At 64.0% G+C, this 20,740-nt stretch carries 19 protein-coding genes and 1 tRNA gene; 8 read left to right on the forward strand and 12 right to left on the reverse strand.

Annotation, left to right across the window (positions count from 1 at the left end):
- Window positions 1-68 precede the first annotated feature (68 nt).
- The 5 genes from RPC_RS04105 to rpmH form a co-directional block, all read right to left on the reverse strand.
- Complete coding sequence (locus RPC_RS04105; RefSeq protein WP_011471294.1) at window positions 69-446, reverse strand: DUF423 domain-containing protein; 378 nt, start codon at window positions 444-446, stop codon at window positions 69-71.
- Window positions 446-1,096, reverse strand: a complete 651-nt coding sequence (gene yihA, locus RPC_RS04110) for a ribosome biogenesis GTP-binding protein YihA/YsxC (protein ID WP_011471295.1) — start codon at window positions 1,094-1,096, stop codon at window positions 446-448. The genes RPC_RS04105 and yihA overlap by 1 nt, the downstream gene beginning before the upstream one ends.
- Window positions 1,097-1,352: 256 nt before the next feature.
- Window positions 1,353-3,251 (reverse strand): membrane protein insertase YidC, encoded by a 1,899-nt coding sequence (yidC, locus tag RPC_RS04115; RefSeq protein ID WP_011471296.1) that lies wholly within the window; start codon window positions 3,249-3,251, stop codon window positions 1,353-1,355.
- A gap of 17 nt (window positions 3,252-3,268) precedes the next feature.
- Window positions 3,269-3,610 (reverse strand): ribonuclease P protein component, encoded by a 342-nt coding sequence (rnpA, locus tag RPC_RS04120; protein WP_041801373.1) that lies wholly within the window; start codon window positions 3,608-3,610, stop codon window positions 3,269-3,271.
- 22 nt (window positions 3,611-3,632) lie between these two features.
- Window positions 3,633-3,767, reverse strand: a complete 135-nt coding sequence (rpmH, locus tag RPC_RS25370) for a 50S ribosomal protein L34 (protein WP_011471298.1) — start codon at window positions 3,765-3,767, stop codon at window positions 3,633-3,635.
- A gap of 387 nt (window positions 3,768-4,154) precedes the next feature.
- Here rpmH and RPC_RS04125 point away from each other — a divergent pair, with 387 nt between their 5' ends.
- Together RPC_RS04125 and RPC_RS04130 are read left to right on the forward strand one after the other, a co-directional pair.
- Entirely contained in the window at window positions 4,155-5,624 is a 1,470-nt protein-coding gene (locus RPC_RS04125) for a sensor histidine kinase (RefSeq protein ID WP_041802412.1), read from the forward strand.
- A gap of 288 nt (window positions 5,625-5,912) precedes the next feature.
- Window positions 5,913-5,989: transfer RNA gene (locus RPC_RS04130), tRNA-Arg, on the forward strand.
- A gap of 399 nt (window positions 5,990-6,388) precedes the next feature.
- Here RPC_RS04130 and RPC_RS04135 read toward each other — a convergent pair.
- Complete coding sequence (locus tag RPC_RS04135; protein ID WP_011471300.1) at window positions 6,389-6,733, reverse strand: type II toxin-antitoxin system PemK/MazF family toxin; 345 nt, start codon at window positions 6,731-6,733, stop codon at window positions 6,389-6,391.
- A complete protein-coding gene (locus RPC_RS25375; protein ID WP_011471301.1) occupies window positions 6,730-6,969 on the reverse strand; it encodes an antitoxin MazE family protein in 240 nt (79 codons plus the stop codon). Before RPC_RS25375 ends, RPC_RS04135 begins: the two co-directional genes overlap by 4 nt.
- Window positions 6,970-7,296: 327 nt before the next feature.
- Between RPC_RS25375 and RPC_RS25950 the strand changes: the two genes are divergently transcribed.
- The gene (locus RPC_RS25950; protein ID WP_157043127.1) at window positions 7,297-7,452 is read left to right on the forward strand and encodes a hypothetical protein; all 156 of its coding nucleotides are present in this window, start codon (window positions 7,297-7,299) and stop codon (window positions 7,450-7,452) included.
- A 247-nt stretch (window positions 7,453-7,699) separates the two neighbouring features.
- Here the strand turns inward: RPC_RS25950 and RPC_RS04145 are convergent, their stop codons facing one another.
- The 5 genes from RPC_RS04145 to atoS all read right to left on the reverse strand — a co-directional run bounded on the left by RPC_RS04145 (window position 7,700) and on the right by atoS (window position 14,782).
- Window positions 7,700-8,011 (reverse strand): AtuA-related protein, encoded by a 312-nt coding sequence (locus tag RPC_RS04145; RefSeq protein WP_011471302.1) that lies wholly within the window; start codon window positions 8,009-8,011, stop codon window positions 7,700-7,702.
- Window positions 8,012-8,013: 2 nt separating this feature from the next.
- On the reverse strand, window positions 8,014-9,351 hold the full coding sequence (locus tag RPC_RS04150; protein WP_011471303.1) for an acyclic terpene utilization AtuA family protein: 1,338 nt from the start codon (window positions 9,349-9,351) through the stop codon (window positions 8,014-8,016).
- Between the two features lie 37 nt (window positions 9,352-9,388).
- Window positions 9,389-10,717: a CitMHS family transporter gene (locus tag RPC_RS04155; RefSeq protein WP_011471304.1), complete on the reverse strand. Its 1,329-nt coding sequence runs from the start codon at window positions 10,715-10,717 to the stop codon at window positions 9,389-9,391.
- Between the two features lie 841 nt (window positions 10,718-11,558).
- Window positions 11,559-12,941 (reverse strand): acetoacetate metabolism transcriptional regulator AtoC, encoded by a 1,383-nt coding sequence (gene atoC, locus RPC_RS04160; protein WP_011471305.1) that lies wholly within the window; start codon window positions 12,939-12,941, stop codon window positions 11,559-11,561.
- Entirely contained in the window at window positions 12,941-14,782 is a 1,842-nt protein-coding gene (gene atoS / locus RPC_RS04165) for a two-component system sensor histidine kinase AtoS (RefSeq protein WP_011471306.1), read from the reverse strand. Before atoS ends, atoC begins: the two co-directional genes overlap by 1 nt.
- Window positions 14,783-15,322: 540 nt before the next feature.
- On the opposite strand from atoS, the gene RPC_RS04170 reads away from it, so the two are divergent.
- The 5 genes from RPC_RS04170 (at window position 15,323) to RPC_RS04190 (ending at window position 20,726) form a co-directional block, all read left to right on the forward strand.
- Window positions 15,323-15,985 carry a CoA transferase subunit A gene (locus tag RPC_RS04170; protein WP_041801376.1) on the forward strand — a complete coding sequence of 221 codons (663 nt, stop codon included), beginning with the start codon at window positions 15,323-15,325 and terminating at the stop codon, window positions 15,983-15,985.
- Window positions 15,978-16,634: a 3-oxoacid CoA-transferase subunit B gene (locus RPC_RS04175; protein WP_011471308.1), complete on the forward strand. Its 657-nt coding sequence runs from the start codon at window positions 15,978-15,980 to the stop codon at window positions 16,632-16,634. Before RPC_RS04170 ends, RPC_RS04175 begins: the two co-directional genes overlap by 8 nt.
- A 67-nt stretch (window positions 16,635-16,701) precedes the next feature.
- Window positions 16,702-18,072, forward strand: coding sequence for a TIGR00366 family protein (locus tag RPC_RS04180; RefSeq protein WP_011471309.1), 1,371 nt, complete (start codon window positions 16,702-16,704; stop codon window positions 18,070-18,072).
- 18 nt (window positions 18,073-18,090) lie between these two features.
- Window positions 18,091-19,263, forward strand: coding sequence for an acetyl-CoA C-acetyltransferase (locus RPC_RS04185; protein ID WP_011471310.1), 1,173 nt, complete (start codon window positions 18,091-18,093; stop codon window positions 19,261-19,263).
- 218 nt (window positions 19,264-19,481) lie between these two features.
- Complete coding sequence (locus RPC_RS04190; RefSeq protein ID WP_011471311.1) at window positions 19,482-20,726, forward strand: acetate/propionate family kinase; 1,245 nt, start codon at window positions 19,482-19,484, stop codon at window positions 20,724-20,726.
- The last annotated feature ends 14 nt before the right edge of the window (window positions 20,727-20,740 follow it).

Genomic DNA, 20,740 nt, shown 5'->3' on the forward strand with positions numbered 1-20,740 from the left:
CGCATTTGGAACGGTCCCGGGTCTGCGAAGCGGCATTGCATGCCGCATCGCGCCCGGGACACCGGGCGTCATCGCCGCGGCGGCGCCAGCGCCGCGCCGGCGAGCACCAGCCAGCTCAGGATCATCACATTGCCGCCGCTCGGCGCCGCCATCGGGAACAGGCCGTGGCCGGCGAATTGCCGCAGCGTGAGATCGCCGGCGAACAGCAGCGCGCCGATCACAAAGCCGAACGCCGCCAAGACGCCGGGCAGGGCACGAACCAGGCCGCGGTCGCACAGCAGCACGGCGGCGATCGCGGCGAGGGCGTGAAACAGCAGCATGGTGGAGGCCGAGCCGAGCCGCGCGGCGTCGGGTAGATGCGCCGCCATCGCCGCCAGCGCCACGCCGCAGCCGCCCATCACGCCGGCCAGCGCGATCAGGATGCGGAAGGCGACGCTGCGGGTCATCAGCTGCGCTCGGCAATCAGCTTGATCATCGCGGCGCGCAGTTCCGGCATCCCGGCGCCGGTGCGCGACGAGGTCACCAGCAATTCCGGGTAGGCGGCGGGATGTTTGCGCAAGCCGGCTTCGACGTCGATGCGGCACTGCGCCAGCTCGGCGGGCTTCACCTGGTCGGCCTTGGTCAGCACCACCTGATAGCTTACCGCGGATTTGTCGAGCGTGTTGAGCACGTCCTGATCGACCTCCTTGAGGCCGTGGCGGGCGTCGATCAGCACATAGACCCGCGCCAGCGTGCTGCGGCCCTGCAGAAAATTGTGGATCAGCGAGGTCCAGGAGGCGATCTTGGCCTTCGGCGCCGAGGCGTAGCCGTAGCCCGGCATGTCGACCAGGCGGAAATTGGCGTTCTCGGGACCTTCGAAGAAGATCAATTCCTGGGTGCGGCCCGGGGTGTGCGAGGTCCGCGCCAGTGCGTTGCGGCCGGTCAAAGCGTTGATCAGGCTGGACTTGCCGACATTGGAGCGGCCGGCGAAGGCGACTTCGAGGCCGGCCATCGGCGGCAGCGTCTCGATCGAGGGCGAGGCCCAGATGAACTGCCAGTCGCCGGCGAACAGCTTGCGGCCCTGTTCGATGAACTTCGCATCGTTGTCTTGGGTCATGCGAAGGCTTTCATGTGTTGTGCGACGGATGTCGCCTTCGTCGTTATCGCTTCGAGCGAATCGCGCTGCCTGCTCCGCGTCATGGCCGGCTTGTCCCGGCCATCCACGTCATCGAGCACGGCAGTCCCGGCACGTGGATGCCCGGCACGTGGCCGGGCATGACGTGGTTGGGCTCAATGCCCGATTGCTTTCACCGCTTCGCGGCGCATCAGATGACGGCGATGCCGTTCTCAGTTCGCCTTTTCAGTTCGCCTTGTCAGGTCGCCTTGGCGTTCTTCTTTTTGCGGGCGAAGCTGGCTTTCAGATTGTCGAACAGTTCGACCTTCACGCCGTTGCGCCGCATGATGTAGCCCTGCTGCACCACCGAGAGCAGGTTATTCCAGGCCCAGTAGATCACCAGACCGGCCGGGAACGAGGCCAGCATGAAGGTGAAGATCAGCGGCATCCAGGCGAAGATCATCTGCTGGGTCGGATCCGGCGGGGTCGGATTGAGCTTCATCTGCACCCACATCGTGATGCCCATCACGATCGGCCAGGCGCCGAGCACCAGGTAATGCCCGATCACCGGCACATGGGTCGGATCGAACGCCAGCAGACCGAACAGGTTGAACAGGTTGGTCGGATCCGGCGCCGAAAGGTCGTGGATCCAGCCGTAGAACGGCGCGTGGCGCATTTCGATGGTGACGAACAGCACCTTGTAGAGCGAGAAGAACACCGGGATCTGCAGCAGCACGGGAAGGCAACCGGCGACCGGGTTGATCTTCTCCTTGCGGTAGATCTCCATCATCTCCTGCTGCTGCTTGGCCTTGTCGTCCGGATGACGCTCCTTCAAGGCCGCGAGCTGCGGCTGGATCGCCTTCATCTTGGCCATCGAGGCGTAGGATTTGTTGGCGAGCGGCAGGAACAACAGCTTGATGATCACCGTCACCAGCAGGATGGCGATGCCGAAATTGCCGACCAGATGGAAGAAAAAGTCGAGCGCCACGAACATCGGCTTGGTGATGAAGTAGAACCAGCCCCAATCGATCAACAGATCGAAGTGGTTGAGGCCGAGATCCTTGTTGTAGCCGCCGAGCCCCAGCGCCGGGAAGTTGATGCCGACCGTGCCGGCTTCCTTGGCGCCCGCGAACAATCGCGCATTGGCGGTGCCGGTGCCGCCGATCGCGATGGTCTGGGCGTCCTGCAGATAGTCGGTCTGGTAGGTGCGCACGTTGTTGGCAAGGTTCGACGAGAACCGCGCCTGCAATTGCGCGCTGGTGTCGGGCAACAGCGCCGCGGCCCAATATTTGTCGGTGATGCCGAGCCAGCCGTTGGTGACCTTGAAGTTGACCGCCTTGGCCTCGTCGATCTTGCTGTAGCCGTATTCCTGCAGCCCCTGCTCGCCGAGATAGCCGACCAGACCTTCATGCAGAATGTAATAGCCGGCGACGTGCGGAGTGCCGTGACGGGAGATCAGCGCGAACGGATACAGCGTGACCGGGGCGTTGCCGACGTTGGTCACCTCGTCCTTCATGGTGAACAGATAACGCTCGTCGATCGTAATGGTGCGGCGGAAGGTCAGGCCTTCGCCGTTGTCGTATTTCAGCGTCACCGGATGGTTCGGCGTCAGGCTGCCGGTGCCGTCCTGCTCCCATTGGGTGTTCTGATCGGGAATCTTCACCGAGGTGCCGGCGGCGGCGACCCAGCCGAATTCCGCGTAATAGGGATTGGCCGAGCCCGACGGCGAGAACAGCTCGATCGCCGGCGATTTCGGATCGACCGTTTCGCGGAACTGGACCAGCGCGATATCGTCGATGCGGGCGCCCTTCAGCGCGATGCTGCCGCTGAGCCGGGGGGTGTCGATCTTGACCCGCGGTGAGGCGGCGAGTGCGGCCTCGCGGCTGACCACCGGGGTGTTGGCCTGGGGCTGGATGGCGTTCGGCGCGGAGCCGGCCGGCGCGGTTGCGGCGTTGGGCTGCGGGATCGCGGCGCCCGGGGCCGCCGGCGTGGCGGGCTGGGCGCCTTGCGGTTGCGCCGGGTTCACCGCCTGGCTCTTGCTGGCGAGCTCGGCGGCGCGCTGCTTCTCCATCTGCGGGATGTTGAAGAAATATTGCCAGCCGAGCAGCACGAGGCCCGACAGAATGACGGCAAGAATGGTGTTGCGGTTGTCGGTCATCGGTCAGGTCTCATCATTCAAGTTCGGGATTGGCGCCCCCGCCCGATCCGATCGAGCGCGACGTGGAGATCATCGATCATGACGGAAAAGCCGCGATCGAGCGCGGCGCGGCGACCGACGAGCACATAGTCGCTGTGCGGTCGCATAGCTGCGCCGTCCACGCGTTTGACAACTTCGCGGAGCCGGCGGCGGATTCGGTTGCGTTCGGTGGCCGTGCCGATCTTTTTGGTCACGGTAAAGCCGACCCGGATCGGGCCGTCGTCGTCGCGATCACGGCCCTGCAGCACGAAGGCAGGTCTGCTCATCCGTGCCCCATTGGCAACGGCGATGAAGTCCGCCCGCTGCCTTAACCGATCCATGATGAGATCTCGATGACGCCCGTCAGGCGCTCAGACGCTTGCGACCGCGGGCGCGGCGCGCTGCGAGGACCTTGCGACCACCGACAGTCGCCAGGCGGGCGCGAAAGCCGTGACGGCGCTTGCGCACCAATTTGCTGGGTTGATAAGTCCGCTTCACGGGTCGTTCTCCGCTGACCGGGCAATTAGCCGAGGAATGTGATGAAGTCCAAAGATGCTGGCCCAAACATGGCCCGTTGCCGGCCCAAAAATGAACCGCCCCGGTCGAGCCGGGCCATCGCGGACAGTTGGCGCGGCTTATACGGGAGCGTCCTGTTTTCGTCAATCACGCCGTGGGTCACGGTTGCGATGCGGCCGCGCCGCTCTATTTTAGCACGCGATGCTCGACATATCGGAGGGCTGCTCGCGGCAAGCGAGCGGCGGGCGGTCGCCCCGGTGGCGTTCAAGGCCGCGTTAAGCCGCGTGCCACATGATCGATCGGTAATTTGACCGGTCGTTGTGCCGGGCGCATCTTGTTGCGAACAACAGGTTCAGGAAAGCCGAGCCGCTGGAACCAGAAACCGAGCAGGACGAGGTCCGCGTATGGCGGCGCCGGCGATGGCTGGGGCTGTCCGGCAAGCTGTTGCTGCTGACCATCCCGTTGGTGCTGATCGCCGAGATCCTGATCTATGTGCCGGCGATCGCCAATTTCCGGCTGAACCGGCTGAACGACCGGCTGGCGGCGGCCAACACCGCCGCGCTGGTGCTCGACGCCTCGCCCTCCGGCATGGTGCCGGAAAGTCTCGCGCGCGACATTCTCGACAGCATCGGCGCCCGCGCGGTGGCGATCAAGATGGGACAGCAGCGCCGGCTGCTGGCCAGCGGCGAGCTGCCGCCGCAGATCGACCACGACGTCGACATGCGCAGCGTCAATCCCTGGGAGGCGATCGTCGACTCCTTCCAGGTGATGTTCGAAAGCGGCAACCAGGCGATCCGGGTGATCGGTCCGGCGCCGGGCGGCGGCCAGTTTCTGGAAGTGGTGGTCGACGAATTGCCGCTGCGCCAGGCGATGTATCGGTTCTCCAGCAATCTGTTGCTGGTGTCGCTGACCATCGCGATCCTGACCGCGGCGCTGGTCTATCTGGCGCTGCATTTCCTGTTCGTGCAGCCGATGCGCCGGCTGACCGCCAATCTGGTCGGCTTCCACCAAAATCCGGAGAGCGCCGCCAACATCATCGTGCCGACGCAGCGCACCGACGAAATCGGCGTCGCCGAGCGCGAACTCTCCGACATGCAGCGCGACCTGGTGTCGATGCTGCATCAGAAGAGCCGGCTCGCCGCGCTCGGGCTTGCGGTGTCCAAGATCAACCACGACCTGCGCAACCTGTTGGCGTCGTCGCAACTGTTGTCCGACCAGCTCGCCAGCGTGCCGGACCCGCGGGTGCAGCGCTTCGCGCCGAAGCTGATGCGATCGCTGGAGCGCGCCATCGCGTTCTGCCAATCGACGCTGTCCTACGGGAGGGCTCAGGAGGCCGCTCCCGATCGCCGCATGCTGCTGATCGAGCCGGTGGTCGCCGAAGTGCGGGAAACCGCGGGGCTCGCCTCGGATGCCTCGATCACCTGGGTCAGTTCGATCGAACGCGGCCTGACCATCGACGCCGACCCCGACCAGCTGTTTCGCGTGCTGCTCAATCTGGTGCGCAACGCCGCCCAGGCGCTGGAGGGCCAGCAGAGCGACGCCGGGATCCAGCAGATCCGCATCACCGGCCGCCGCGAGGGCGCGGTGGCGATCGTCGAGGTCTCCGACACTGGGCCCGGCCTGCCGCAAAAGGCCCGCGCGCATCTGTTCGAGGCGTTCCAGGGCTCGGTGCGCGCCGGCGGCACCGGCCTTGGCCTCGCCATCGCCGCCGAACTGGTCCGCGCCCATGGCGGCGACATCCACCTCGTCGAGGGCACCATCGGCGCCACCTTCCGAATCACCATCCCCGACCGCCCGGTGGAATTGCTGACCATCCGCGGCGAACGGGCGAGGGCGTAACTTTTCGGGACGGCAAGACGCCCCGACATTTTGCCCGGCCCCGGCCCTTGCGGCCGCGAAGATCGCGAATTCGCAGCCAAAATGCCGCGAAATCGCGTGGACCGGGCTTGAAGCGGGGGTTTTGCCGGCAAAATCGCCGCCGCGGCGGCTTGGCGCCGAACATCGCCAGATCGCGCGTTCAGAGCTTGCCAAGCCGATCCGGAGCCGGTAGCTATGGCGCGCTTTCGCAACGCCAGACGCTGCGAAGGCCCAGCGGTCTGCAGCCAACGCTGCACGATCCGCGACAAGGCGCCCGTAGCTCAGCTGGATAGAGCACTAGACTACGAATCTAGGGGTCAGGAGTTCGAATCTCTTCGGGCGCGCCATTCATTTCACTCTAGTTGAGTTCCGACGGCTGCTGGATACGCAGGTCGCGTTTCCCTGGCCAACGGCTATTCGAAATGGACGACTCGACATATTATTTCCGTAACGTTGCATTTTTGGCGTCGGAGCAAGTCGAGATGATTGCACGCGTGCCCAATTCCTAAACTTATTGATTCATACGTGATTGAAAACGCGACTCTGCAGCAGAGGGAGCAAATGGAAGAAGACTACCAACGGCATCTCAAAGCACGTGAACTGCAAGGGCAGCCGGGGGGTATAGGTGAGATATTTGCTTTCAGCCAAGCCACAAGACCTCAACCGTGAGCGGCTTAGTTCCTATTGCGTTACAGGTGTGTGTGGCTGAACAGTAAACTTCATATACGTCTCGTCTCAGCTCATGCCTATTTGTTTTTCGGTGACGTTGCCAGTCCAAGAAACACCAGCACGGCCCGATTGAGGCGCAGGATATCCTCGTCGTCCAGGCGTCCGACATGCACACCGACCTTGGATTTCGGGACGGTAGTTACCTTGTCTGCCATGAGGTGGCATGCGACGCGCAATCCATTGCGCTCACTCGGTTCGACACGTAGCCGGAACAGAGGTGCGTCCGTGTCGTCGGTCGTGAACGCGCAGATCGTGATGGATTCAGTGCCGTCGAAACTGTCATCCTGAAGGATGACGACGGGCCGTGCCTTGCCCGCATAGTCCTTGCCGCCCGCGACGGTCCAGATGTCGCCGCGCCTCATTCATGCCCATCCGCTTCGTCAATGGGCGTCGATACGGCGTCAATGAACGCCTGATCCTCGTGTGCACGGGAGCTTGCGGCCACGGCCAGCGACTGACGCCGCGCCTCCGAGCGGAACGCAGGCGCGCGCACATCCGGCACCCAAATCTGGATGGGACGCAGTCCTTGTCGGCGCAGCCGTTCGCGATGCTCGCGAACTTTTACACGGGAGGGCTTCGGCTTTGATGCAGACGCCATGGCAATTCTCCTCGGTTACATGTAACCTAATATGAGTGATGCGATTCGCCAAGCCTTCTTTGGTCGGCTACGTGGTTGTCATAAATTATGTAATGATTTCAATAACATAAGCGTTCGTAGTTTTGTTCTGAATGGCGCGCCATTCAAAATGCAACAGCGATCTGTATGTAATTGAAATAGCTTATAATTCTTACATCGCCCGCGTTCACAGCTCACGCCTAGCCATCCCCCGCCCGCAACCGCGACGGAAACCAACGCGTCCACGGCGCCGGGCATCATGCCGAACTGATTTACGGCGCGGCAGCAGCATCCCACGGCCGATGACAAATGACGGGTGATGTGGCGGGCTCGGTGCGCGGCCTTTGCGAAATCGCGACGGGGGCCGACGCGTCGCTGCTCACCCGCGCCGCCGAGGTGACCCTTGCGGAGCGGAAGGTGGCTGGTGCTGATCGCCCGGGCAACGCCGTTCCATCCGGGATCTGAAGTCCATCACGGCGGCGAAGGAGACGGCGCGATTGTGTTGCCGCCGTTGCCTGCGCTCTGAGGAAACCCGGCAGCCTGAAGCAGATGATCGATCAAACGCTCGGACGGGTGCTCGACCTGTTCGAGGTCACAGCGACTTGGTCGCGCGCTGCAGCGGATGGTCGCGGCGGCGAGACTACATGCCCGTCGACGCCACCCGCGCGGCGATCGCCCGCCAAACGGCGGGCGATCCGACGTCTTCGGTTTTTTAGGTCTCGCCGGGGATCTCCATCGCCAGCAGCGCAGACGCCAGGCACTTGCCGTGCGCATCGAGCGCCAGCGAGCGTGTCACCCCGCCGCCGAGAGCGTCTTGCATGACGAAGTTCAGGGCCCCGAGCGAGGGCGCCTCGTAACGAACGACGTCGCCATGAACGATGCCCTTGAAATGATCCTTGACCCGCTCTGCCGTGAGATGGTCGCGGACCAGGTCGTAGTCCTTCTGGTCGTAAACGATGACGGAGATGTTCGAGATGTTGCCCTTATCTCCGGTGCGGGAATGGGCGATGTCGAAAAGCTTCATCTTTAAGCCTCCAGATAATCGATGACAGGGTTGACCTTGTCGCGTGGGAATAGCGCCGAGAGCATCGCCACGACCTGCTTGGCGGACTTGGTTGCGCCGCCGCCGCTGGCCGGACCGTTGGTGTAGAGCGTCTCGACTTCGTTGCCGATCCGCACCGCCTCTTTCATGCTGTCGGTTCGGCCGGTCACGCGCACGCGCACTTCCGTCGGTTCGGGCGCAGGTGCCAGCACGTCCTGGTGGATCGAGTTGACGCCGATCAGGTCGAACCGCAGCTCGCTGGTCTGCACGCCGGTCAGCTTCAGCCGTTCCTTGACGATCTCCAGTGCCAGTTCGCCCCTGGCGAGCGCGCCCGGGCCGGCATAGGAGATCTGGCCTTCGCCGATGTAGCCATCGACATAACCGACCGACACTTTCAAGGTCTCGGGCCGTGCGCGGCCGGTGGCGCCTTCGACACGAATCTGGTTCGGCGCGATTTCCTTGAAGGTGATCTTGGAGAAATCGGCCGTCACATCCGGCGTCAGATAGTTCGCGAGGTCGTGCACCTCATACAGGATCTGTTCCTTGCAAGTGTGTTCCGTGACCTTGCCGCCGGAACCTTCGACCTTGGTGATGATGGTGGCGCCATCTTCGGACACTTCGGCGATCGGGAAGCCGAGCCGAGCGAGATCGGCGACATCCTTCTTGCCGGGTTCGGCGTAATAACCGCCGGTGACCTGACCGGCGCATTCCAGCAGATGGCCGACCGCGGTTCCCTTGCCGAGTTTGTCCCAGTCATCCAGCGACCAGCCGAATTCATGGATCAATGGCGCGAGGAACATCGACGGATCGGCAACGCGACCGGTGATGACGACATCGGCCCCCTTCGCCAACGCCTCGACGATCGGCGCCGCCCCGACATAGGCATTCGCCGAAACCAGGCTGTTGAGCATGTTGCTGGCCGGCTCGCCGGTTTCGGTGATCTTCACGTCGCTGGTCTTCAGCGCTTCGATGACGTCATCGCCGGATATCGCGGCGATCTTGATGTCGCCCAACCCGAGGCGGCCGGCGATCTCGCGAGTCTTGGCCGCTGCGGCCTTGGGGTTGGCAGCGCCCATGTTGGTGACGATCTTGATGCCCTTCTTCTTGCAGATGGCGAGGACCGCTTCGAGGCGCTCGACCAGAAGTGGATCGTACCCCTGGGTGGGATCGGCCAACTTGGCTTTCTGGGCGATCGCGATCGTGCGCTCCGCCAGGCATTCGAAGACCAGGTAGTTGATGTCGCCCTTGTCTGCAAGTTCGACGGCGGGTTCGATGCGGTCGCCGGAATAGCCGGCGCCGGATCCGATTCGGATAGTATGCATAGCTGCACTCCTTGAGTTCAAAAGTCGGTGGTCGCGATCAGCCGATCGGGGACGGAATGACGCCGAGAATGGTCGCCGTGATCGTCATCAGGACGGTCGCGGCGAACAGGAACGGGATCGATAGCTTCTGGTGCTCGCCGAGGCTGACGCCGGTGAGGCCCATGATCAGGAAGGTCGCAGGCGTCAGCGGGCTGACCGGGAAACCGGTCGTCATCTGGCCGAGGATCGAGGCCTGGGCGACATGGATCGGATCACCGCCGAAGCTGTGATAGACGTTGGCCAGAACCGGCATCACACCGAAGTAGTAAGAATCCGGGTCGAACAGCAGGCTCAGCGGCATCGAGATGATGCCGGTGATGAACGGAATAGCCTGAGCGTGCTGGGCAGGAACATAGGCAGCGCCGGCCGCGGCCATGGCCTTGATCATTCCGGTGCCGCCCATGATGCCGGTGAAGGCGCCCGCGGCGAACAGAATGGAAGCCATCATCAGCGCCGCCTTGGCATGGGCGTCGACGCGGTTCTTCTGATCCTTGACGTTCGGATAGTTGATCATCAGCGCCAGCACGGTGCCGACCATGAACATCGGGGCCGCATCGACGTAACCGGAGATCATCGTGCCGAGAATCACCAGCGCGAGCAGAATGTTGACCCAGAACAGCCGCGGACGACGGATCTCCTTCTCGGCATCCGTCAGCTCGCGCTTATAAGTCACTTGATCGGCGCCACCGCCCGCGGCGGCCACGGCACTGGCACCAAGACCGAGGCGACGCTCCTCGCGTTTACCCATGTACCAAGCCACCGAGAACACGAAGATCAGACCGACAAGCTGCACGAGCACCAACGGCGAGAAGATCGAGGAGACCGGCACGTTCAGCGCCGCCGAGGCGCGTAGCACCGGACCTGTCCAGGGCAGGAAGTTGACGCCCGCGGCCAACGAGACGACCAGCGCAAGGATGCGACGCTGCATTCCGAGCCTGTCGTACAACGGCAGCATGGCGGGGATGGTGATCAGGAACGTCACGGCGCCCGAGCCATCCAGATGGATGATCAAGGCGAGTAGCGCCGAACCGACCGCGATGCGGGTCGGCTTCAGACCGACGGCTTTCAGGATGCGGTCGATGATCGGATCCATCATGCCGGCATCGGTCAGAATGCCGAAGAACACGATGGCGAAAACGAACATCGCAGCCGTGGGCGCAATGTTCTTGACGCCGCTGACGATGAAGGTGGCGGTTTGCGGTCCAAACCCACCGATCAGCGAAGCGATGATGGGAATGACGATCAAGGCGACCAGCGGCGAAAGCTTGTTGGTCAATATGGCGGTCAACAACGCCAGAATTGTAATCAATCCGAGTATGGCTAGCATTTTGGCTCCCCTCCCAGGTCGATCCCGACAAAGGACGACCGTCGGTTCAAAACTGCACGTCGTCACGATCAACCCGGCGGATTGATGAGACTAACTTGCGATGTCGCCGCTTTTGTCGTCAGGGCTTTAAGCAAAAATGATCAAGGACACTTCCGCGGCCCAGTAAAAGTGGACGCTCGACTTGTGTCAGAGGGCGGGGGTTTAAGAAATTGAATTTATCTGATCACTGTAATTACTAAACTCCATGACGGCTTCGAGGCGCCAAGACAATTTGGACAAGACAATCTGGACAAGACAATCGGGAGCCGCGTGCGAGGCTGCGTTCGCTGAATGAACCGAAGCCTGGCGGTGATCATGCGGACGTTGTCGCAGTTGAAAAGACAACACGCTGATCGGCCTTGCTACCGCGCATCACCTGACGAAGCCGCGTTCGACGCAGAAGACATCAACCGCGCATGCGGTTGCGGCATCGCGGCGAAGCGGCGGCCGCCGATGAGATCGTACGCTCAGCGAATTTACAGACTCTTTGGTTAGGATTGAATGATCCAACCAAAATGTCGTCGTCATTCCGGATTGCGAGTTCGAAGAACGAGCAAGTCCGGAATCCATAATCCCTGCGGTGGTTATGGATTCCGGGCTCACTCGCAGCGAAGCTGCTCGTGCCCCGGAATGACGGCCCGGGAGTCTTGAACCGCATCCGTCCTAACCGACAATGCTCTAGCGATGCTCGTCGACCGCGGCGGCGACGATCTCATTGTTAGAAGCGTCGGCATCAGAAGTCTCGGCATCCCGGGACAAGCCGGGTGATGGGCGGCGTGAATCGAGGGCAGACCGTTGCGCCTCACTCGATTCCGTAATCCTGCAACTTGTAGAGCAGCGAGCGGCGGCTGATGCCAAGCTCTTGCGCGGTGCGAACGCGATTGCCGCCGTTGCGCTCCAAAGCCTCGGCAATGACCCGGGCCTCGTACTGCATCACCAGTTCGCGCAGCCCGCGGTCGGCTTCCGCGGACGCTTCGCTCGGCGAGGGCGGCGCGGCCGATGGGCCCGGCGCGCTGATGCGGTGCGGCAAATCCTCAACGAAGATGATGTGGCCGGTGCTCATCACGACCGCCCGCTCGATCGCGTTGGACAATTCGCGGACATTGCCCGGCCACGGATAGCGCAGCATGCATTCCATCGCCAGGTCATCAAAGCCCGCGACCTCGATCTGGTTCTCGGCCGCGTAATGCTGCAGGAAATGGTTGGCCAGCAGTTGCACATCCTCCGGCCGCTCCCGCAACGGAACGGTCACCAGCGGCACGACATTGAGACGGAAATAGAGATCCTCTCGGAACTGGCCCTGGCGAACCAGCGCCTCGAGGTCGCGATTGGTCGCCGCCACGATGCGCACATCCGTGTGGATCGGTTCACCCGCGCCGACCCGCTCGAATGTGCGCTCCTGCAGCACGCGCAGCAGCTTGACTTGCAGAGCCGGTGAGATATCGCCGATCTCGTCAAGGAACAGGGTGCCGTGTTCGGCTTGCTCGAAGCGCCCGCGGCGGCGCGCCATGGCGCCGGTGAAGGCCCCCTTCTCGTGCCCGAAAAACTCGCTTTCGAGCAGACCGTCCGGGATCGCCGCACAATTGACTTTCACCAACGGCCCCGCGGCGCGCTGGCTGCTATAATGGATCGCGCCGGCGACGAGTTCCTTGCCGGTGCCGCTCTCGCCGGTGACCAGCACGGTGGCCTGGCTCTTGGCCACCTTGGCGATGGTCTGCAGAAGTTCGGTCATCCGCGGGCTCGCCGTCAGGATGCGGTGCGTGCGATAACTCGCCGACAGCGCGCGATGCAGCGCCGCATTGTCGTCGCGCAGTCCGCGCATCTGCAGCGCGCGCCCGACTAGCAGCTTGAGCTCCGCGATGTCGAACGGCTTGATGATGTAATCGAATGCGCCCTCTTTGATCGCGCGGACCGCGGTCTCGACCTCGGCGAACGCGGTCATCAGGATCACGGCCGCCGATCGGTCGAGCTTGCGGATCTCGGCAAGCGCCTGCATGCCCGACATCCGGGGCATCCGGATGTCCATCAGCACCACCGGCATCCGATGTAGTCCGAACAGCGTCACGGCTTCCGCGCCATCCGCCGCGGCGATCACGGTGATGCCCTCCTTGCCGAGCACGGCGGCAAGCATGTGACGGATCGCCTCGTCATCGTCGACGATGAGAACCACCCGCGCGGGGGCCATCAAACCTCGTCCTTCTTGATGTGCAGGCGCGGCAAACGCATGGTGGCGACGGTTCCGGCGCCGGGGCGACTGGTCATGGCGACCGTCCCGTGATGGGCATCGACGATACGATGCACCATGGCGAGGCCAAGTCCAGTGCCCTGCGGCTTGGTCGAGAAGAACGGGTCGAAGATCTTCTCCAGGTCTTCCGGCAGGATGCCGGCGCCGTCGTCGCTGATGGCGACCGCGACGGTGGCGCCGTCAGCCTCGACATGCGTCTCGATGCGCACCGTGCCCAGAGTCTCCACCGCCTGCATCGCGTTGATCAGCAGGTTCAGCAGCGCCTGTTTCAGCGCCTCGCCGTCGGCCTCGATCAGCGGCAGCTCCGCGCACAGCGCAAGCCGCAACTGGACGTTCGCCTTATGGCCGGCGAGGCGCGTGACTTCGTGCACCAGATCGTTGAGCTGCACCGGCCGGATCGCGGGGGGACGCGGACGGCCAAACTCGAGCAACTCGGTGATGATGCGGTTGAGGCTGTCCACCTGGCGAATGATCTCCGGCGAATAGCGTCGCCATTCGCGGACGTCGTCACAGGCTTCGAGGAACTGGACGAAGCCGCGGATCGAGGTCAACGGATTGCGGATTTCATGCGCCACGCCCGCCATCAGTTCGCCTAGCGCAGCCAGCCGATCGGCGCGCATCACCTGCGTGCGCAGCCGGCTCTGCTCGGTTCGGTCCTTCAGAACCACCACGGCGCCGATCGCCGTGCCGTGACTGTCGCGCAGCAGACTGCTGCTGGCGCTGACGTCCAGCATCTGCCGTGGCAGCGGCATTTCCACCGCCACATCGACATGTTCGCAGCCGTGTTCGAGGGTGTCGAGCAGCACGCTGGAAAACGGCGCCGCCGGATCGAACAGCGAGTTATAGGGCCGGCCGATCGCCTCCGCCTCGGCGACGCCGACCATGTGCCGCGCCGCCGGGTTGATCGCGGTGATCCGGCCATCGCGGTCGATGGCGATGACGCCGTCGGCGATGCTCTGCACGATATCTTCAGTGAGCGATTTGGCGTCCAGCAGAGACTGCGCCATGACGTTGATCTTGGCGGCGATCTCGCCGATTTCACCAGCCAGCGGCGGAATGCTGTGGTGCAGGTCGGTGCGCAATCGGGCGAGACCGTCGGTCACCAAGCGAACATCGCGGGTGAGACCGCGCGACATCGCCTGGGTCAATAGAATGCCAAGTACCACGCCGGCGATGGTGACGGCGAGGATCGCCCGATCCATCGCCGCGGTTTGATGGTCGACGTCGTCGGAGAGCTGGTTGGCCCAGACGTAACCCTGCACGCGGTCGTTGCGCACGATCGGCCACATCGCGTTGAGGATGAGGCCGCGCACCTGCGGTCCGGCCTCCATGGCGGGCTTGCCGCTTCGCATCACCGCCCAGCCGGGATGGTCGGGCGGGATCGGACGGCCGACCGTGGCGCCGTATTGCGCGCTCGGACCATAGGTGACGATCGCGTTGCGCTCCAGGTCATAATATCCCACGCCGACCCCGGGATTGGCCGCGGCCATCTGGTCGGTCACGGTGGCGAGGCGGGCATTGAGATGGCGCACCATGGCAGCGCCATCCGCCCTATCGCCGTCGTAATCCGCCAGCAGCGCGTCGAAGCCGCTGCCGAGCTGCGCATCGAGCAAACGGTCAAGACCGAACAGCCGCTCCTCCTTCTCCTGCAGAAGCGTCTGTTGTCCCTGACGATCGAGGAAGTACCCCGCCGTCATGATCGGCACCGACACCACGATCAGCGAGAGCAGCAAAAGCTTGCCGCGCAGCGAGTGCGGCAGGCCGGGCAGCCCGCGCGGCAACGCGCCGCCTGCCCCCGACCGCCGGCGCCATAAATCGCCAAACCAACGCCTCGGCTGTCTGCTCGTCAAACCGGATCCCGCTATGCGCTGCCGGAGCGGCATCGCCCGGCTCTCGTTGCACACCCGATTTTAGATAGCAACTACGGCAAATCCCTCTACGGAGGATTCCACCTCGGTCCCTTCCTCTGCGGCAGGCCCCGCAATTGCTTCGCCGCGACGAACTGCGCAAATTCTTGCGCAGTCGAGCGGGAAGTTGCGCAGCCACGAGCTCTGGTTGTGCGGTGGCACGCACGGCAAACCGCATTTTCGCAAGTGTTTTCCAGCCCTGCCGCGCAAGATCGGCGTTGGCACGTTGGTTGCTCTGTTACTTGGGACAGATCGACCAAGCGCCAAGCGCGCATGGATACGAGGAAGCCGAACGACACGTCCGACCGAACCATTCCTTTCTTCCCTTCTCCCTTCCCTTCGCCACTGGTCGCTCCTTCGCTTGCACGCAACGCGAACGGAGCAATTCGTCACCCCGAACAAGAAAGAGATCAAATGAGCAAAGTGCTCCAAGTCGATGCCCTCGCGGCACTGATCCCAGACGGTGCAAGTATTATGATCGGCGGATTCATGGGCGTGGGATCACCGTTGCGCATGATCGACGCGTTGATCGCGCGCGGCGCGCGCGATCTCACCATCATCGCCAATGACACGGCCCACCCGGGATTTGCCATCGGCAAGCTGATCGATGCCGGCTGCGTCTCGAAAGTCATCGCCTCGCATATCGGCCTCAACCCGGTCACGCAGAAAGCCATGATCGCCGGCGATATCGCGGTGGAGCTGGTGCCGCAAGGTACGCTGGCCGAACGCATTCGCGCCGGCGGCTTCGGCCTCGGCGGCATCCTGACGGCCACCGGCATCGGCACCGTCGTGGAGGACGGCAAGCAAGTCATCGAGAGTGATGGCGAGGTTTACTTGCTGGAGAAGCCGTTGAAGGCCGACTTCGCGCTGGTCAAGGCGAAAACGGCGGATCACGGCGGCAACCTCGAATATTCCCTCACCGCGCGCAACTTCAACCCGATGATGCCGATGGCGGCTGCCACCGTCATCGCCGAAGTCGATCACATCGTTCCGCTGGGCGGCATGCCGCCCGATAACGTCGTCACGCCGGGTGTGCTGGTGGACTACCTCGTTGCCAAGGAGGCTTCCCATGGATGAAAAAACTCTGATCGCCCGTCGCGTTGCACAGGAGATGAAGTCCGGCAACCTGGTCAATCTCGGCATCGGCTTGCCGACGCTGGTCACGCGCTATCTGCCGGCCGGCGTGAACGTGATGTTCCAATCCGAGAACGGCATCATCGGCATGTCGATGGGGCCTGAGCCGGGGTTGGTACACGAAGATCTCAGCGACGCCGGCGGCAGTCCGATCGGCGCCGTTCCGGGAGCAGCTGTGTTCGACAGCGCCACCTCGTTCGGACTGATCCGCGGCGGCCATCTCGACGTCACCGTGCTCGGCGGCCTGCAGGTCGATCAACGCGGGCAACTCGCCAACTGGATGGTGCCCGGCAAGATGGTGCCCGGCATGGGCGGCGCGATGGATCTGGTCTGCGGGGCGCGGCGCGTCATCGTCGCGATGACCCACACCGCCAAGGGCGTGGCGAAGATCATCGAGCGTTGCACGCTGCCGCTGACCTCGGTGCGGCGCATCGACCTCTTGGTCACCGAACTCGCCGTCATCGTTCCCACCGCGGAAGGGCTCGTTCTGCAGGAGACCGCCCCCGGTGTGAGCGTCGAACAGGTGCTGGCCGCCACCGGCTGCAAACTGATCGTGCCCTCCGACGTCTTTGTCATGCCGATTGCTGCGTAATCCCCCGCCGCCACGACCGGCTTCGCGCCGGCGTGGCGGCCAACCTCCTCTGAGAGAGTGACCAGCCATGTCCGTCAGTTCGATCGATCCTCCAGCGGCTGTGGGCCGCTTCAACCCCATCACCGCACTGTCGCGCGGGCTGACCAGCCTGGTCAGCAAATACCTACCCGACCCGCTGATCTTCGCCATCCTACTGACGATCATCGTCTTCGCCCTCGGCATTGTCCTGACCCCGACCAGTCCGCTCGCGATGGTGCAGATGTGGGGTGACGGGTTCTGGAATCTGCTCGGCTTCTCCATGCAGATGGCGCTGGTGCTGGTCACCGGCCATGCGCTCGCCTCCTCCGATCCCGTGCACCGTGCGATGGGCTGGCTGGCGGCGTTCGCGCGCACGCCGGTGCAAGGCGTCATGCTGGTGGCTTTCTCCTCCGCGGTCGCCTGCACCATCAACTGGGGCTTCGGCCTGGTGCTCGGCGCGATGTTCGCCCGCGAAGTGGCGCGCCGGATTCCGAAAGCCGATTATCGGCTGCTGATCGCCGCCGCCTATATCGGCTTCATGACCTGGCATGGCGGGTTTTCCTCGTCGGTGGCGCTGGTCGCGGCGACCAAGGGCAACCCGATGGAAAAGACCGTCGGCCTCATTCCGATCGCCGATACGCTGTTCACCTCCTACAACTACTTCATCACGCTCTCCCTGATCGTGGTGCTGCCGCTGGTCTGCTGGATGATGCATCCCGCACCCAAGGACGTCGTGACCGTCGATCCTAAATTGTTGACGCCGGAAGTCAGCACCCGGCGCGAGCTCGGGCCGGACGCGACGATTGCGGAGCGGATGGAAGAGAGCCAGATCCTCAGCTGGGTGGTCGCCGCCTTCGGCGTCGGCTACCTGTTTCTCTACTTCAGCAAGAGCGGCTTCAACATCACGGTGAACACCGTGAACCTGATGATGCTGATCGCCGGCATTGTCCTGCATCGCACCCCGATGGCCTATGCCCGCGCGGTCGCCAATGCCGCCCGCGGCACCGCGGGGATCATGATCCAGTTTCCGTTCTACGCCGGGATCCAGATCATGATGGAGCATTCCGGCCTCGGCGGGTTGATCACCAACCTGTTCGTCGAGATCGCCAACAAGGACACCTTCACGACGTTGGCCTTCCTGTCCTCCGGCCTGGTCAATTTCGCCGTGCCGTCGGGCGGCGGGCACTGGGTTGTGCAGGGCCCGTTCATCATGCCGGCTGCGCAGGCGCTCGGCGTCGATCTCGGCAAGGCGGCGATGGCCATCGCCTATGGCGAGGAGTGGATGAACATGGCGCAGCCGTTCTGGGCGCTTCCCGCGCTGGCGATCGCCGGCCTCGGAGTGCGCGACATCATGGGCTACTGCGCCACCGCGCTCGTCATCACGCTGCCGATCTTCCTCATCGGCATGTACTTCTTCTAGAACCCGCTTGGAAACATCATGACCAACATCGTCATCGCCGCTGCCGCCCGCACCGCAGTCGGATCCTTCAACGGCAGCCTTGCCAGCATTCCCGCCCATGATCTCGGCGCCGCCGTGATCCGCGAGGTGCTGCTTCGCGCCAACACCGAACCGGCCGACGTGAGCGAGGTCATCCTCGGCCACGTGCTCACTGCGGGGCAGGGTCAGAACCCGGCGCGACAGGCGGCGATCGCCGCCGGCATTCCCGCCGAATCCAGCGCGTTCTGCATCAACCAGGTTTGCGGCTCCGGGTTGCGCAGCGTCGCGCTCGGTGCCCAGGCCATCCAGGCAGGCGACGCCGAGATCATGGTGGTCGGCGGCCAGGAAAGCATGAGCCTCTCCCCGCACTTCGTGCAGCTGCGCGGCGGCATCAAGATGGGCAATGCCGAACTGCAGGACACCATGATCAAGGACGGGCTGTGGGAGGCCTTCAACAACTACCATATGGGAACCACCGCAGAGAACGTCGCGCGGGCCTTTCACATCACCCGCGAGGCGCAGGACGCGTTCGCCTTGAAGTCACAGCAGAAGGCGGCAGCCGCCCAGCAGGGCGACCGTTTCCGCGACGAACTCGTTGCCGTCACCGTCAAGACCCGCAAGGGCGACGTGGTGGTCGACAGCGACGAACATCCGAAGCCCGGCACCACGGCGGAGACCCTGGCCAAGTTGCGCCCGGCTTTCGCCAAGGACGGCACGGTGACCGCCGGCAACGCCTCCGGTCTCAATGATGGCGCCGCCGCACTGGTCCTGATGCGTGAAGAGGATGCGCTCCGCCGCGGTCTGGTGCCGCTGGCTCGCATCGCATCCTGGGCAACGGCCGGCGTCGATCCCGCCATCATGGGCACTGGCCCGATCCCGGCCAGCCGCCTCGCGCTCCGCAAGGCCGGCTGGACCGTCGATGCGCTCGATCTCATCGAAGCCAACGAGGCCTTCGCCGCTCAGGCGCTGGCGGTGAACAAGGAGATGGGCTGGGATCCGGAGCGGGTCAACGTCAATGGCGGGGCGATCGCGCTCGGCCATCCGATCGGAGCCTCCGGCGCGCGCATCCTGGTCACGCTGCTCTACGAAATGCAAAAGCGCGATGCCAAGAAGGGCCTCGCCACGCTTTGCATCGGCGGCGGCATGGGCGTCGCGCTCTGCGTCGAACGCTAGAGCGGCCGCAATTGCTCGGCAGGCCGCGGCCTGCCGAGCAATTACTCCGCCCGCGCCGGTCACAGACCGGCTCCGCGTCGCCACCTGCGGACGCCAAAATCGCGGGATTTTGGATCGATTAGTCACGCGGAACGACCAGTAGTCCGCGATCGCTTTGTCGCGCCTGGTTTCGGCCGTCGGCCGACGTCGTTTGTCGCTATCAGCAACATGGAATCCACATGTCCTATACGTCGCAACTTGTCCTGGTGATCAATTGCGGATCCTCGTCGCTCAAATTCGCGGTGATTCCCGCGCTCGGCGGCGCGCCGCTGGCGAGCGGTCTGGCGGAATGTCTCGGGCTTGCCGAGGCGAGGCTGGTGATCAAGGCCGGCGAGACCAAGACCAGCAATTCGCTGCACGGCGGCGCCCATGACGCGGCGCTGGCGGCGATCCTGCGCTATCTCGACGAGCAAAGCCTGCTCGATCGCATCGTCGTGGTCGGGCATCGCGTCGTGCACGGCGGCGAGCGCTTCACCGCGTCCGCTTTGGTGACGCCGGAAGTTCTCGCCGACATCGAGGCGGTGTCGGCGCTGGCGCCGCTGCACGGCCCGGCCAATCTGCTCGGCATCCGCGCCTGCTCGCAAGGGTTGCCGTCGGTGCCGCAGGTGGTGGTGTTCGACACCGCGTTCCATCAGACCATGCCGTGCGCGGCATTCACCTACGCGATCCCGCAGCACCTCTATCGCGACTTCGGCGTGCGGCGTTACGGCTTCCACGGCACCTCGCATCGCTACGTCGCGCGCCAGGCGGTCGAGCTGCTGCGGCTCGATCCGCAGGATCATGGCATCGTCATCGCGCATCTCGGCAACGGCGCCTCGGCCACCGCGGTCAGCAACGGCGAGAGCGTCGACACCACGATGGGGATGACCCCGATCGAGGGCCTGGTGATGGGCACCCGCTGCGGCGACATCGACTTCGGCGCGGTGGCGCATATCGCCCGCACCGCGCGGCTCAGCCTCGACGAGGTCGACGCCATGCTCAATAAAGAAAGCGGGCTGCTCGGCATTTCCGAACTGTCGAGCGACTGCCGCACGCTGGAGCAGGCCGCCAAATCCGGCCACGCCGGCGCCATCCTGGCGCTCGATGTGTTCGTGCACCGGCTGGCGCGCCACATCGGCGGGCTCGCCGCCTCGCTGGATAATTTCGACGCCTTGGTGTTCACCGGCGGCATCGGCGAGAACTCGGCGCTGATCCGCGCCAAGACCATCGAGAGCCTGCGGGTGTTCGGCTTCACGCTGAACCGCGAGGCCAACGAGCGGATGTTCGGCGGCCGTTCCGGCCGGATCAGCCGCAGCCGACGGCCGACCGCCGTCGTCATTCCCACCGATGAAGAAGGCCTGATCGCCAACGACGCCGCGACCCTGGTCGGGATTTTCCCCGCGACCGGCGTTGCCGCGCAGTCCCACGACCTTCACTTCGCCTGATCGCTCAGGCGCCC

Source organism: Rhodopseudomonas palustris BisB18 (assembly GCF_000013745.1).
GTDB lineage: Bacteria > Pseudomonadota > Alphaproteobacteria > Rhizobiales > Xanthobacteraceae > Rhodopseudomonas_A > Rhodopseudomonas_A palustris_F.